General features: G+C 40.6%; 12 protein-coding genes. 7 read left to right on the forward strand and 5 right to left on the reverse strand.

What is annotated here, in order from left to right:
* Nucleotides 1–136: 136 nt before the first annotated feature.
* Nucleotides 137–1,441, reverse strand: a complete 1,305-nt coding sequence (gene der, locus LU635_RS09570) for a ribosome biogenesis GTPase Der (protein WP_240098539.1) — start codon at nucleotides 1,439–1,441, stop codon at nucleotides 137–139.
* Between the two features lie 75 nt (nucleotides 1,442–1,516).
* On the reverse strand, nucleotides 1,517–2,404 hold the full coding sequence (era, locus tag LU635_RS09575; RefSeq protein WP_240098540.1) for a GTPase Era: 888 nt from the start codon (nucleotides 2,402–2,404) through the stop codon (nucleotides 1,517–1,519).
* A 186-nt stretch (nucleotides 2,405–2,590) separates the two neighbouring features.
* Here era and cfa point away from each other — a divergent pair, with 186 nt between their 5' ends.
* Nucleotides 2,591–3,745, forward strand: coding sequence for a cyclopropane fatty acyl phospholipid synthase (gene cfa / locus LU635_RS09580; RefSeq protein ID WP_240098541.1), 1,155 nt, complete (start codon nucleotides 2,591–2,593; stop codon nucleotides 3,743–3,745).
* 166 nt (nucleotides 3,746–3,911) lie between these two features.
* The gene (locus LU635_RS09585) at nucleotides 3,912–5,453 is read left to right on the forward strand and encodes a SulP family inorganic anion transporter (protein WP_240098543.1); all 1,542 of its coding nucleotides are present in this window, start codon (nucleotides 3,912–3,914) and stop codon (nucleotides 5,451–5,453) included.
* A gap of 9 nt (nucleotides 5,454–5,462) precedes the next feature.
* Here LU635_RS09585 and LU635_RS09590 read toward each other — a convergent pair whose 3' ends face one another.
* On the reverse strand, nucleotides 5,463–5,870 hold the full coding sequence (locus LU635_RS09590; protein WP_240098545.1) for a VOC family protein: 408 nt from the start codon (nucleotides 5,868–5,870) through the stop codon (nucleotides 5,463–5,465).
* A 270-nt stretch (nucleotides 5,871–6,140) separates the two neighbouring features.
* Between LU635_RS09590 and LU635_RS09595 the strand changes: the two genes are divergently transcribed.
* The gene (locus LU635_RS09595; RefSeq protein ID WP_240098547.1) at nucleotides 6,141–7,589 is read left to right on the forward strand and encodes a TonB-dependent receptor; all 1,449 of its coding nucleotides are present in this window, start codon (nucleotides 6,141–6,143) and stop codon (nucleotides 7,587–7,589) included.
* Between the two features lie 3 nt (nucleotides 7,590–7,592).
* On the opposite strand, the gene LU635_RS09600 is transcribed toward LU635_RS09595, so the two are convergent.
* On the reverse strand, nucleotides 7,593–8,057 hold the full coding sequence (locus LU635_RS09600; protein WP_240098549.1) for an RNA methyltransferase: 465 nt from the start codon (nucleotides 8,055–8,057) through the stop codon (nucleotides 7,593–7,595).
* A 125-nt stretch (nucleotides 8,058–8,182) separates the two neighbouring features.
* Between LU635_RS09600 and LU635_RS09605 the strand changes: the two genes are divergently transcribed.
* On the forward strand, nucleotides 8,183–8,824 hold the full coding sequence (locus LU635_RS09605) for a c-type cytochrome (RefSeq protein ID WP_240098551.1): 642 nt from the start codon (nucleotides 8,183–8,185) through the stop codon (nucleotides 8,822–8,824).
* 136 nt (nucleotides 8,825–8,960) lie between these two features.
* On the opposite strand, the gene LU635_RS09610 is transcribed toward LU635_RS09605, so the two are convergent.
* Nucleotides 8,961–9,944, reverse strand: a complete 984-nt coding sequence (locus LU635_RS09610) for a hypothetical protein (RefSeq protein ID WP_240098553.1) — start codon at nucleotides 9,942–9,944, stop codon at nucleotides 8,961–8,963.
* Between the two features lie 246 nt (nucleotides 9,945–10,190).
* On the opposite strand from LU635_RS09610, the gene LU635_RS09615 reads away from it, so the two are divergent.
* From LU635_RS09615 to glgB, 3 genes are read left to right on the forward strand one after another with little or no spacing between them, the layout of a single operon-like run.
* Nucleotides 10,191–12,134, forward strand: coding sequence for an alpha-1,4-glucan--maltose-1-phosphate maltosyltransferase (locus tag LU635_RS09615; RefSeq protein WP_240098555.1), 1,944 nt, complete (start codon nucleotides 10,191–10,193; stop codon nucleotides 12,132–12,134).
* Between the two features lie 4 nt (nucleotides 12,135–12,138).
* Nucleotides 12,139–13,785 (forward strand): trehalose synthase, encoded by a 1,647-nt coding sequence (locus LU635_RS09620; protein WP_240098558.1) that lies wholly within the window; start codon nucleotides 12,139–12,141, stop codon nucleotides 13,783–13,785.
* Between the two features lie 9 nt (nucleotides 13,786–13,794).
* The gene (gene glgB / locus LU635_RS09625; RefSeq protein WP_240098560.1) at nucleotides 13,795–15,702 is read left to right on the forward strand and encodes a 1,4-alpha-glucan branching protein GlgB; all 1,908 of its coding nucleotides are present in this window, start codon (nucleotides 13,795–13,797) and stop codon (nucleotides 15,700–15,702) included.
* The last annotated feature ends 41 nt before the right edge of the window (nucleotides 15,703–15,743 follow it).

Here is a 15,743-nt window from a genome sequence, read left to right on the forward strand (position 1 = left end):
AACTGCTATTCTGTCTTACTGAACTCCCGGTGAAGCTGAACATTAGATAACTTGCAAAAAGATATATCCTTCTGCTTCGGTTTCTCGCGACAAAGTGTTTTAAGACCTGTCCGGATAGGAATAAAGATAATCTAAACTATTTTTTTCTAAAATAAATGGTCACAGGAACACCCTGAAAGTCAAATTCCTGCCTTAGTTTATTTTCTATAAATCTTTTATAAGGATCACGCACATACTGTGGTAGATTACAGAAAAATGCAAACTGAGGATGCGGAGTTGGGAGTTGAGTACAGTATTTTATCTTAACATATTTACCCTTGTAGGCCGGGGGTGGATTCTTTTCTATAATAGGCAACATCACGTCATTTAATTGACGGGTTTTTATCTTACGACTCCGGTTTTCAAAAACTTTTACGGCCGTTTCTATTGCCTTAAAAACGCGCTGTTTGGTCAATACTGATATAAAAACAATCGGTACGTCAGTAAAAGGCTCTATTTCTCTTCGGATCATCGCTTCATAATCCTTCATAGTATTGGTTTCCTTATCTACCAGGTCCCATTTATTCACCAGGATTACGATACCCTTATGATTTCGCTGAGCCAGCCAGAAGATATTTTGCACCTGTCCGTCGAAACCACGCGTAGCATCCAGAACAAGCAAACAAACATCACAATTTTCAATAGCCCTAACCGAACGCATTACCGAGTAAAATTCCAGGTTCTCTTTTACCTTGGATTTTCTTCTGATCCCCGCAGTATCTACAAGATTAAATTCAAATCCGAACCTGTTATAGCGGGTGTCCATGGAATCCCTGGTAGTTCCGGCAATATCGGTGACTATATATCGATCCTCACCAATCAGGGCATTGATAAAGGAGGATTTCCCTGCATTAGGCCTTCCTACCACAGCAAACCTTGGCAGTTCGGTCTCTTCTTCGGCTTCAACTTCCGGCAGGGCTTCAATAAGTGCATCCAGAAGATCACCTGTTCCGCTTCCGTTCGTACTCGCAATCGGGAAATATTCACCCAGGCCAAGCGAGTAGAATTCAACAGCGTTCTCCAGTCTCTTGTTATTGTCAACCTTATTAACGACAAGCAACACAGGCTTTTTAACTTTTCGAAGGAGATTGGCAATTTCCTCATCCATCGGGGTAACGCCAGATTCAACATCTACCATAAAGATGATAGCATCGGCCTCATCAATTGCCAGCTCTACCTGTTTATCAATTTCAGCTTCAAAGATATCATCACTGCCTTTTACATAGCCGCCGGTATCGATAAGCGAAAACTTTTGGCCATTCCAGTCAGATTTTCCATAGTGTCTGTCACGGGTCACCCCGCTAACCGAATCTACGATCGCTTCGCGACGCTGGATAAGGCGGTTAAAAAAAGTTGATTTACCCACATTAGGTCTACCTACAATGGCAACGATATTACCCATAATTAAAATTGATTTCAGGGAGCAAAATTAATGGTTTTAAACCAATTAAAAGCTCACTGCGTTAAGCTGAAAAGATTATTTTTTATCTGTGTACCCGAATCTACGAAGCTGATTGGAATCACTCCGCCAGTTTTTATTGACTTTAACATAGAGTTCCAGATGCACCTGTTTTCCGAAGAATTTCTCAAGATCCTGTCTGGCTTCCACCCCCACTCTTTTAAGAGCCGAACCTTTATGCCCGATGATGATCCCCTTTTGCGTATCACGTTCAACCATGATCACGCTACGCATCCTTATGATATCTTCCTCTTCGAAAAATTCACTGGTATCGATCTCCACGCTATATGGGATCTCCTTTTTATAATGCATAAGGATCTTTTCACGAATGATCTCATTCACAAAGAATCTCTCAGGTTTATCGGTAAGGGTATCTTTAGGATAAAAAGCAGGGGATTCAGGTAGCAATTCCACAATTCGGTTAAAAACTTCCGAAATATTGAACCCTTCAAGAGCAGAAACAGGATGTATCTCAGCATTTGGCACCTTTTCCTGCCAGTAGCTCACCTGCTCTTCCAGTTGCTCCTGGTTGGATTTATCGATCTTATTCAATAACAATAGAACCGGGACTTCCGAATTTCTGATTTTGTTAAAAAAGGCTTCATCCTTTAAAGCCATTTCGCCAATTTCCACAATATAGATAAGCACATCGGCATCTTCAAAGGCAGATTTCACAAAATCCATCATGGATTCCTGTAGTTCGTAGGCGGGTTTAATGATTCCCGGCGTATCGCTTAATATCACCTGAAAATCCTCTCCGTTGACTATTCCCAGTATCCTGTGACGTGTGGTTTGTGCCTTCGAGGTAATTATAGATAATCTCTCACCCACAAAAGCATTCATAAGGGTAGATTTTCCAACATTAGGATTCCCTATAATATTCACAAAACCAGCCTTATGTGCCATAACTCTTCTTCATTCGTTTGAGACCACAAAAATAGGAAGTTAAAAGCGAGCATGCGACAAATCTTCCGGCAAATTTCAAAATATCATAGAAATGATTTAATTTTAATACAGAATCTCGTTCCGGGAACTCTAAATCAAGTCCCATTCTATCCCCCAGTTCTGCCTCATCAAATTACTAATTGAGTTATGCAGAATGAAAATAAAAAAATCATAGAGGATCTTCTTACCAGTGCCGGGATCAGTATTAATGGCAACCGAAATTGGGACATTCGTGTTTTTAATGAAGAATTCTACCGGCGAATTCTAAGGGATGGTTCACTTGGTCTTGGAGAATCTTATATGGAAGGCTGGTGGGATTGCCCACGGCTGGATGAGTTTATACACCGCCTTTTTGAAGCCGACCTTGAAAAACAGATCCGCAAAAACCTCAGGCTGAAGTGGCAGGTTCTCAAAGCCAGGATTTTTAATATGCAATCCATCAAAAAAGCCCGGAAATCCATTTCCAGGCATTATGATATTGGCAACAACCTATTCACAGAGATGCTGGACCCACTAATGGTATATTCCTGTGGCTACTGGCACGAGACCAATAACCTGGCCCGGGCGCAGGAAAACAAACTTGGGCTAATCTGCCAGAAATTAGACCTGAAACCAGGCCAAAAAGTACTGGATATTGGTTGCGGCTGGGGAGGCTTTTCTTATTATGCCGCGAAGCATTACGACGTACAGGTTGTGGGTATCACTATCTCTAAGGAACAACAGAAAATCGCACTGGAGAGATGTGAAAATCTTCCTGTTGAAATCCGTTTACAGGATTACCGTGAGCTCGACGAGAAATTTGACCGGATTGTTTCTGTTGGAATGCTTGAACATGTGGGCCATAAGAATCATTCTTCCTTTATGAAAGTTATAAATCGCAATCTGAAGGATGAAGGAATCTGTCTGTTGCATTTTATTGGAGGGAACGAAAGCCGCTACACCACCGATGCATGGATAGATAAATATATCTTCCCACAGGGGCTGATACCGTCTATCACCCAAATAGGAAAAGCTATGGGCAACGATATGATACTTCAGGATCTGCACAATTTCGGATTGTATTATGATAAAACGCTAATGGCATGGCATGAAAATTTCAAGGAAGCATGGCCGCGCCTAAAGGAATACTACAATAATTTCTTTTACAAGATGTGGGAATTCTACCTCTGCTCATCAGCTGCAGCATTCAGGGCGCAAAGACTGAACCTGTGGCAACTGGTTATTACCAAAAGAGAATTTCCCCACATTTACCATTCAGTAAGACCTAAGCATTTAACAACAAAAGAGCTGATAAATGGCTAAAATTATAAATTATGGATTTTGAAAATTTAAAACTCTACAATTATAAAGGCTTGAAAATCAAAATATCATAAAAATTCAAATCTAACATGGGCAGAAGTTGTGCTTCTGTTTTTAATGACTATTTTTGCCGGCTCTTAAAGCAAGCTGAAAAAGCAAAGATATTGTCATGAAAAAAGTCCTGAATCTCTTCGATTTTTCCCAGAAAATCAATTACAAAACTGAAATCCTGGCTGGTCTAACAGTAGCCCTGGCACTTATACCGGAAGCAGTTGCCTTTGCCATGATCGCAAAATTATCACCCTTAACCGGACTGTATGCTGCTTTTGTGATGGGATTGATAACTGCAATTCTAGGGGGGCGTCCCGGAATGATCTCCGGAGCGACGGGAGCGGTAGCTGTTGTGATCGTAGGGCTATCAATATCACACGGACCAGAATACATATTCGCTACCGTGGTACTTGCAGGAATCCTGCAGATACTGGCAGGGGTCTTCAGGCTTGGAAAACTGATCCGGCTTGTACCTCATTCCGTCATTTTTGGTTTCGTGAACGGTCTGGCAATCATTATTTTCATGTCGCAGCTTGCTCAGTTCAAAACGGTAAATGCTGAAGGAGAAATGGTCTGGATGACTGGCCCTCCATTCTATATTTTTCTGGGACTCGTACTTATAACCATGTTTATCATATGGGGGCTCCCAAAGCTTACCAAGGTATTCCCTTCATCTCTTGCAGCGATCCTTGCCATCTTCGGAATTGTAGTTGCATTAGGAATTGATACTAAAAGCGTAGGTGATATGGCCTCTATCAATGGTGGTTTTCCTCCTTTCCATATCCCGATGGTACCTGTGAATTTTGAAACTCTTTCACTCATTTTCCCATATGCCCTGATAATGGCCGGAGTTGGCCTTATTGAAAGTTTACTTACCCTGAATATCGTAGACGAGATTACCGAAACCAGGGGAAGCGGAAATAAGGAATGCGTTGCCCAGGGAACGGCAAATATCTTTTCCGGTTTTTTCTCGGGAATGGGAGGCTGTGCCATGCTTGGACAAAGTCTAATTAATATTTCATCTGGCGCGAGAGCCAGGTTATCTGGAATAACAGCAGCCGTCATGCTACTGGTTTTTATAATGTTTGGTGCCGACCTTATCGAAAAGCTGCCTATGGCAGCACTTACCGGAGTGATGGTTATGGTTGCTGTAGGAACCTTTGAGTGGGCAAGCCTTAAGACCTTCAATAAAATGCCAAAATCTGATGTGATCGTTATGGTACTGGTAACCGCAGTAACGGTAATCCTTCACAATCTGGCTCTTGCTGTGCTTGTAGGTGTGATAATCTCTGCTCTGGTTTTTGCCTGGGATAACGCTAAAAGAATCCGGGCAAGAAAGAGCATAGATGAGAACGGAGTAAAACATTACGAGATCTATGGTCCGCTTTTCTTCGGATCCACTACAGCATTCAATAGTAAATTTGATGTAATTAATGATCCCGATGAAGTTATCATCGATTTTTCAGAAAGCCGTGTGGTTGACATGTCTGGAATCGAAGCCCTGAACAAACTTACTGAAAGATACCTGAAGCAAGGAAAAACCCTTCACTTAAGGCATCTGAGCCCCGATTGTCGTAAACTGCTGGATAATGCCGATAAGATCATTGACGTGAATATTCTGGAAGATCCAACTTATAAAGTCGTTACCGACAAAATTTAGCATTCAGGCTTATAACCTGTTATTATTCACTTCTATCCAGTATCCATCGGGATCCTGAAGATAGATCTGTTTTATCCCGTCAGGACGGGTGTTGGTAGTTCCCTTTTCTCCCGGCCAGTTCTCAAAATGGATATTCCTTGATTCCAGAAATTCCATAAAAGCTCCAAGATCATCGGTGCTAAGGGCTAGGTGAAACCCTTTATTCTTTTCTGGAGCTTCTTCACTTTCTATAAGATGGATCTGAACCTTATTACTCAACTCAAACCAGCGAATATGATCACCTAGTCCACCATTGGGTATTTCCTTAAGACCAAAAATTTCCTGATAGAAATCTGCCGAAACAGCAACATCCTTTACCATTAGTGCATCGTGATCTTTTTTTAAATTAAATGGATTTTGAGCCGATGATAAGGTCATAACTAAAATTGTAATTATTGAAAGATAAAAGCTTTTCATTTTATAAAATATTGAGTTAAGATATAAAGTTTTTTTGTCTTAAATATCAACGCAAACCCGCAATTGTTATATAAGTTCAATTCCGCAGAGCATCACCCTCCAGTTTTCATTTCATTATAAGCCTTTAAAGGCTTGCTAAAATTACCGGATAACTTTTAAACATTACTTAAAATATACCACTGGCACGTTTAATATTCCTAACTTTCAAATGCCAAATTAAATGAATGCAATATGTCTGCACTCGCTGAAGACCAATTTGAAAATATATTATCCATTGAGAATAAATGCACCCGTCTAAATCTCAACGAGAATATATATGGGACTTTCGCTGAGATAGGGGCGGGACAGGAAACCGTGAGGCATTTTTTCAGGGCCAGAAATCCAAAAGGCACCATTGCCAAAACCCTGAGCGCCTACGATAAGGATTTTAGCGATGCCATCTATGGCCTGGATCCGCAAAACCGTTATGTAACCGAACCCAGGCTTAAAAGCATGCTAAAATATGAGACCGGGCTCATTGAGCAACGTATCTCAAGAGTTAAACATCCCGAGAAACTGTTCTTCAGTTACGCTAATACAGTGGCGACCATAGACTGGGCAAAAAAATACAAAGGTCATGGCTGGCTGGGAATCCGTTTTCAGAAAAAGCCAAAACAGGAATATAGCGAGATCATTCTGCATGTACAGCTGCACGAGAATAGCGCGTCGCACCAGCAGATAAGCCTTGGCGTCATGGGAACCAACCTTATTTATGCCGCCTTCTATCAGAGCGATGATCCTATGCACGTAATGCGCCATCTTTATGACCATCTTGACAGCGACAAGATCGAGATCGACTCGATTAATTTTAACGGACCGGTTTTCGAAAATGTAGATAATAGGCTTATGAGCCTTCATTTGGTAAGGGAAGGGATCACCGATGCGGTAATGTTTGCTGAAGACGGTAACAACATCCTGCCGGCGAATGCTCTTTATAAGAAAAATATCCTGACCCTTAGAGGTAGCTTCAGACCGGTAACCAATCTGAATCTGGACATGTTCAAGACCTCCAGAAAACTATTTTTAAAGGAAAAAAATGTCAGGAAAGAAAATACGGTCATCATCTTTGAAATGACCCTTAATAACCTTAAGGCTGAAGGCGAGATCGATGAAAAGGATTTTTTAGATCGTGCCGATCTTTTATGCGCCTCGGGACAAACTGTGATGATCTCCAGCTTCCAGGAATATTATAAAGTCGTGGAATATTTTGCCCAGCATACTAAAGAACAACTTGGCCTGGTACTGGGAGTTGACAACTTACAGGACATTTTTAATGAGAAATACTACCGAAGCCTTAGTGGTGGTATACTGGAAGCATTTGGCAAACTTTTCTTCAAGAAACTCAAGGTCTACCTCTACCCGATCCTTGATGAAGAAACCGGGGAAATAATCAATAGTAAGAATTTAAAAGTGCACCCACGTTTAAAGGAACTTTACAAATTTTTTGTTGATAATGACAGGGTGGTAGATATTGAAGATTACGATAAAGAAGCATTAAAGATACCCCCTCGCAAAGTATATGAAATGATTCGTGAAGGTGATAAAAACTGGGAATCTATGGTCCCCGGACTTACCGCGAAAATGATCAAAGAGAAGAAGCTTTTTCAGAAAAACCCACCTAAAGAATCTCCAGAAACCTGATGATCAGGTGGAAAATTCATTTTTTAATCCACGATCGTACATTACAATACTTCCCGCAACCGAGACATTCAGACTCAGAGTAGACTTGAATTTTACCAGATAATGTGCTTTCTCAATCGCTGCATTGGAAAGGCCGTGATCTTCAGCTCCAAGCAGATAAACACATCTCCTTGGATGTTTAAAGGTTTCCAGAGGCTCTGAGTTTTCGGTAAGCTCTACTCCTACCAGCATGGCTCCTTTAGGCAGATGATCGTAGAAATCCTCGAAAGTCTCATAATGAAAATAAGGCATTGCTCCCACCGCTTTATGAGTGTCACAGGCCTGCTTCGCATACCGATTACCAATGGTGAAAATGAAACTGGCCCCCATATTTTGAGCAGAACGCCATAAAACTCCAAGATTTTCAGGAGTTTTTCCATTCTGAATTCCTATTCCAAAAAATCCCTGTTCAAGGTTATCTATCTTCATGCTTCAAAAATAAGCATCATCCAGGAATATAGGTAAATCACCTTTATTTTCTTAACATTCAACGAATAATACCCTAAATATCAAAAACTTATGATATTTTAGAAAGACTAATCAACCTATTAATTATGAATAAAATTCTATCAAACATCAATTTTCAGAGCCTGGGATTTTCCAGAAGGACAATGTATCTCCTCATAGCAGGAGTACTTCCACTTTTAATATCCTGTAATGATGGAAAATATGAGGATAAACCGGAAGAGAAGAAAATGAGCCTCAATGACAGTATTAAAAGAGGTGAATACCTGGTGAAAACCATTGGCTGCCACGATTGTCATTCCCCAAAAAGAATGGGACAAAGAGGGCCTGAGGAAATTCCGGAGCTTGCATTATCCGGCTTTAGTGCAGGAGACAGTCTTCCTCCTGTAAATACAGAAGCTCTTGGAAAAGGGTGGATGCTCATGAACGGGCAGTTAACCGCCTTCGTTGGCCCATGGGGTGTTTCCTATTCGGCAAACCTTACCTCTGATGATACTGGAATAGGAAACTGGACCGTTGCCCAATTTAAAACCGCAATGCGCGAAGGTAAACTGAAAGGCCAGAAAGACGGTAGAATGATCCTGCCTCCAATGCCATGGCAAAACTTTGCGAATCTTACAGATGAAGATCTGGAGTCCATGTTCAAATATTTGCAAAGTACCGAACCTGTGAATAATCCCGTACCGGCTCCAATACCTCCTACAAAACTTGACAGTTTAAAAGCAGCATAAAAAAGGCTGTCTAAAAAGTCAATCCAGGCGTCATTACGAACGAAGTGAAGTAATCTCAGCTTTGATTACCAATTATGTAAAGATTGCTTCGTTCCTCGCAATGACAGATAATAGACTTTTTAGACAGCCTTTATATTTATTTTACTTCAAATTCCTTGAGGAGATCTTTCTCCTGCTGATTAGGAACCTCAGATATAAGCACGTAATTGCCAGGTTGCAAATTAGCTTTAAAGTAACCGGAATTGCCACCAGGCATTTCCTGCATTCCCCCCACAAATTTGTAACCCTGAGGAGCAGGAGTCATAAATCCTTCTGGATTGGTCCATACCATCCACTCAGATAATACACTTAAATCTGATCCCGGTTCAACTCTTACCAGGTGCACATCATGACCGGCAAAATTCTCGTGCTGTTTTTGATCTGCATAATTTACCTTAAAAACATGCTCCCCGGCAGAAGGAGTTGCATCCATTTCAATTCCACTTTCACCACTAATGGAAATAGTGTAATCAGCAGCCGGCTCCTTTAACTCACTCTTTTCCTCTTTTACATAAAGTTCCTCTACCATACCTTCTGTAGAATGAAATCTACCGCCTGGCATTTTTATATAGCATTCTATAATGTATGTGCCTGGTTCGAGTTTTATGGTAGATTCAGTTGTAGTATTAGGAGACACCAAACCGGTTCCGCCTGAAAATACCACCTGGCTAAACCATTCGGGCATCTTTCCAAACTCCTCCATCGCAGCATCCATCTTGTCCTCTATTATCAGGTCCATTCCATTCTGAAACACAGGGACCAGGGAGTCTTCGGCATCTTCTAAACCTTTACCCTCCGGATATTTTTCAAAAACCACAAAGTGGGTCATATTGGAGTTATTCTTATATCTGATTGTATTCCACCCTGAGAGCAGGGTGTCTTTAGGGATGCTAAATTCCATAGATTTTGTGGTAATAGTAAAGACCCCACTATTAGATGAAGATTTTTTATCAGCTTCAGCTGTTTCCTCCATTACTTCCTCTTCACTTTTATCCTTATCATTTTTACATCCTGCAATAAGACTTAATCCCATCAGGCCCATAAAGAACAACCTGAAAAATTTCAATTTTAGAATAGACATAGTTTTTAATTTTTGATTGGTTATTAAAATGTGTTGATTATCAAAAGAGTAGGGCAAGAACTAAATTTCTTAAAATTTATTCAAAACACCAAAATAAAAAGATAAGCGCATTAAGAAGTACTGGTAGAAACCTTAATTAATTGTCAAAAAAACAAACAAGTTTGCTAATACGTACGATTTTCAGAATCAGTTTATTAAATTTAAGATTCAGCACATTTTTTAAAATATAAAAAACCAACCATTGCCATGCCGGAGAAGAGCAGAATTGTCATTGAAAATATTAAGCCTGCAGTAAATTGTGGTGAGTATGCCATTAAAAGAGTCACCGATGAATTAGTACATGTTCAGGCAGATATTTTTGGTGATGGTCATGATATAATTCAGGCCTCGGTATTCTATAAACATTCAAAACAGCGGAACTGGGATGAATCGCGAATGCATCCCACAATAAATGACAGCTGGGAAGGATTCTTTAAAGTAGAAAAACAGGGAGACTACGAATATTATATCCAGGGCTGGGAAGATCATGGATTAAACTGGCGACACGGGATCGTAAAAAAAATTGAAGATGGCCAGAAGGTAACTTCAGAATTACTGGAAGGTGCGGAGATCCTGAAACCGATCCTGAAAAAATGTACAAAACCAGAGGCCGTTCTTTTAAAAAGAGCTATTGCCGACTTCACAAATAAGGATCAGTATGAAGAATCAGTAAACATCTGTTTGGATAAAGGTCTGGAAAACATACTTTTAAAATATCCACACAAGGCAGTTCCTTATCAATCAAAGAAATTGCCGGTATATGTGGACAGGAAAAAAGCACGCTTCAGCACCTGGTATGAATTCTTTCCCCGCTCTGCTTCAAGAGAAGAAGGAAAACATGGAACTTTCAAGGATTGTGAAAACATCTTACCCCGAATTGCCGAAATGGGATTCGACACCCTATACTTTCCACCTATACACCCTATTGGAGAAGTAAACAGGAAGGGAAAGAACAATGCTACTAATGCAGGGGCAGATGATGTAGGTTCTCCATGGGGAATTGGTTCTGAAAAAGGCGGACATAAGGATATTCATCCGGATCTGGGAAATCTTGATGATTTTAAATCGCTGGTAAAAAAAGCCAGGGACCTGGGAATTGAAGTGGCCATGGATTTCGCATTGCAGGCCGCTCCTGATCATCCCTATGTAAATGAACATCCCAACTGGTTTAGGTGGAGGCCAGACGGAACCATTCAATATGCAGAAAATCCACCGAAGAAATACCAGGATATCCTGCCTATTTATTTTGAATCGGAAGAATGGAAGAAAATGTGGCAGGAATTCCTCGAAATAGTGCTATACTGGATAGAAGAAGCAGGGATAAGTATATTCAGGGTGGATAATCCGCATACCAAACCCTTCTATTTCTGGGGATGGCTTATTTCTGAAGTAAGGAAGAAACATCCTGATACATTGTTCCTTTCTGAAGCATTTACACGCCCAAAGATCATGGAACAGCTTGCGAAACAGGGATTCACCCAATCTTATACTTACTTCACCTGGCGAACCAGTAAACATGAGTTAACTGAGTATATGAACGAACTTACCAAAACTGACCTGAAAGAATATTTCAGACCGAATTTCTGGCCTAATACACCAGATATCAATCCATATCATCTTCAGGGCGCCAATGAAGCCATGTTCATGATACGCTATTTCCTGGCAGCCACATTAAGTTCAAATACGGGAATTTACGGGCCGGTATTCGAGTTCATGGTCTCAGATGCAGTTCCGGGAAGAGAAGAATATCTTGATTCAGAAAAATATCAGATAAGGCACTGGGACTGGAGTGCAGAGAATAAAATAATGAGGGTGATCGCCAAGATCAACGAGGCAAGACAAACCAACCCCTCATTACAGCAAACAAACAATATTCAGTTTTGTGACATCCATGATGACGGTCTTATGGCCTATTATAAATTTGACCAGGAAAGGGAAAACCACACTTTAATGGTGGTAAGCCTGGACCCATATTATCAAAAGAATGGCTCTGTAAAAGTACCCCGATACGAACTGGGACTACACGAGGGACAATCTATTAGGGTAGAAGACCTTATTACGGGTAATTCCTATAACTGGGACGAGGAATGGTGCTACGTCGAATTGCATCCTGCAATGCCATTCCACTTATTTCGAATTCATAAACATTAAAATAATGACTAAGAAGGCACCATCTGCTGTAAATACATCAGATTTTCAGTTCAAATGCAGCTGGGAAGAAGCATTTGAAGATTCAGAATTCATTAAAACCTTCAGTACTGAGATACTGGAAGATTATATTCTGAAAAAGCGATGGTATGCCGGAAAATCAAGTACCTTGAAATATATTGAGGTTGTAGACCACTGTAAGATTGCACCAGAAAAAAACATCTATTATGGGGTTCTCATAGAGATCAATTTTAGTGAGGCATTCTTTCAGGATTACTTTATTCCGTTAAGCTTTATTCCCGGCAGCAAGGAGAAGTTAGAGACAGGCACCATCATTGCTCCTGTAAGTTTTAAAGGCCATGAAGGCTACCTTATAGATGCAATTCATATTGAGGATTTCAGGAAACTGGTCTTTAATAAGATAATGGAGTCTTCAGCTGATCCACCTGAAAACAAGATTCTTTTTCACCGGTCAGAGACCGTTCAACCTACAAAGTATAAATCTTCGCGATTTATGGGTGGAGAACAAAGTAACACTTCCATTATTTACAATGACTGCTACGTCATGAAATTCTTCCGAAGGATCTATACCAGTAAAAATCCGGATTATGAGATCATCAGGTTCCTTACAGAAAAAAGTAAATTCCAGAATATCCCCGCCTATGTAGGAAGTATCAATCTGGCGCTGGATGGCGGCGACACCGTAACTCTGGGACTTATGCAGGATTTAATCGAAAATGAAGGAGATGCCTGGAAATATATGCTAAAGGAATTAAAACTGGTATTTGCTAATCTTGAAAAGAAAAGGATAAAAGTAAACCGGTTTCCTGATATCAAACTTTATCAAAGACAGCCAATAAATACGATCCCCCCTGAAATTATCGATTTTGCGGGGCTCAATCTATTCCTGAAAGTATCAAAACTGGCATTAAGAACCGCCGAAATGCATATTGCCCTGGGCAGCGATATGCAGGATACATCCTTTACACCAGCAAAATACAATGGAGATTACGCGGTCTGGTTAAAGAACAGGCTTATTTACATGTTCCAGAACCGGCTGAATACCATAGAAAACAATATGCATAAACTCGAGGGTGAAGCCCTGGACCTTGCCAAGGAGTTTCTGGACAGAAAAAAAGAGATCCGGGAACACTTCCTTAATTTCAACTGGACAAGGATGAAAAGCGAACGGATAAGGATACATGGAGATTATCACCTGGGGCAGGTACTGGTTCATGAAGATGATTTCTACTTACTTGATTTTGAAGGGGAACCCGAAAGCACTATTCAGGACAGGAAGGTCAAGCAACCCCCGCTTAAGGATGTTGCCGGTATGTTCAGATCCTTTCATTATGCGATCTATTCTACCATTTTCAATAGCGATGAAAGCTTCTCCACTTCCCAGGAAGAACTGTTCAAGGCGGGAGAAATACTTTATAAATACATGATAGGTGTCTTTATGGAAACTTACGTTCATAAAGTTCAGGAAGAGAATCTTAACATAGGTTATAAGCAGGAAATCGAATTTTTACTCGATTATTGCCTGTTGGAAAAGGCCGTTTATGAACTGGGCTACGAACTCAATTCCAGGCCACGCTGGACGATCATTCCTCTAAGGGGGATAGCCAGTATTTTAAAACACAAGAAAAACTAGCATTCAATTATGAAAAAAGAAGTACAGGTACACTCTTTATTTTCAGATTTCGATATTTCACTCTTCAGAGCAGGCAAGCATTTTCGGCTTTATGAAAAATTTGGCGCACACCTGATGGAAGTAAATGGCGAAAAAGGAGTCTATTTCGCAGTTTGGGCACCATCGGCAAAATCAATTTCTGTAATAGGAGATTTTAATTACTGGCTCGAAGGCGAACATCAGTTGAATGTGAGATGGGATGGCAGCGGAATCTGGGAAGGTTTTATTCCCGGAGTTGAAAAAGGAACGAAATACAAATACAAGATACAATCCCATCATAATGACATGGTGATCGAAAAGGCCGATCCCTATGCCCTGAGTTGTGAACACCCTCCTAATACGGCTTCCATCGTTTGGGACCTGGACTATAAATGGAAAGACAAAAAATATATGTCTACCAGAAAAGATAAAAATTCCCTGGATCAGCCATTTTCCATTTATGAGGTTCACCTGGGTTCATGGAGAAAGAACATGGACGAAAACCGTTCTCTTACTTATACCGAGATGGCCGATGAACTTGTAGGCTACGTCAAGGAAATGGGCTTTACTCATGTAGAGTTCATGCCTATTATGGAATATCCATATGATCCTTCATGGGGCTATCAGCTTACCGGATATTTTGCTCCGACTTCCCGCTTTGGTAATCCTCAGGAATTCATGCAGCTCATGGATGCATTTCATAAGGAAGGGATTGGAGTTATTCTTGACTGGGTGCCTTCTCATTTTCCCGAAGATAAACATGGTCTGGGACAGTTTGACGGTTCTCACCTTTATGAACATCCAGACCCAAGAAAGGGATATCATCCGGACTGGAAAAGTCTCATCTTTAACTATGGCAGAAATGAAGTAAGGTCTTTTTTAATAAGCAATGCTGTATTCTGGCTGGATAAATATCATGTGGACGGTTTGAGAGTAGATGCTGTTGCTTCTATGCTATACCTGGATTATTCCAGGGAAGATCACGAATGGGAACCTAATGAGCATGGAGGAAGAGAAAATCTTGATGCAATCAGTTTTCTTAGAGAGCTCAACAAGGAGGTGTATGGCAGCTTTGAAGGAGTGCAGACGATCGCTGAAGAATCCACCTCTTTTCCAATGGTCTCACGACCTGTAGACCTGGGAGGCTTAGGCTTCGGGATGAAATGGATGATGGGCTGGATGCATGATACACTGGAATATTTCAAAAAAGATCCCATTTACAGGCAATATCATCAAAACGACATCACCTTTAGTATGACCTATACCTTTACAGAGAATTTTGCTCTACCGTTAAGCCATGATGAAGTGGTTTATGGCAAGCATTCACTTCTGGGAAGGATGCCGGGTGATGAATGGCAGAGATTTGCCAATCTTCGTCTTTTATATTCTTATATGTTCACTCATCCTGGTGCAAAGCTTTTATTCATGGGAGCTGAAATTGGCCAGTACGAAGAATGGAACTATAATACAAGTCTCGACTGGCATCTATTGCAAGATGATTACCACAAAGGAGTAAAGGAGCTGCTTACCGATCTAAACAAATTATATAAGAAACAACCCGCTTTACATGAAAAACAGTTTAGTGCTGAAGGCTTTGAATGGATAGCATATGACGATAGTAAAAATTCGGTTTTAAGTTTTATCCGAAAAGGAAAAGACCCGAAAGATTCTCTTATCATTGTCTGCAATTTCACACCCAGTGTCCTTACAGACTATAGTGTAGGACTTCCTGCTTCAGGAAAACTTAAGGAGATATTCAATTCTGATGAAAAGAAATATGGAGGCTCCGGTACCAAAAATAAGAGTCTGAAAATTGAAAAGGAAGAGTTTCATGGCAGGGACCATTCAGCAGAAATAACCATACCTCCACTGGGTACGGTTGTTTTTAAAATTTTATGAACAAGCCTGTAATAATTCATCGGAAAAAGCTTCTTTTGTAG

The organism is Christiangramia crocea, assembly GCF_022410465.1.
Classification (GTDB): domain Bacteria; phylum Bacteroidota; class Bacteroidia; order Flavobacteriales; family Flavobacteriaceae; genus Christiangramia; species Christiangramia crocea.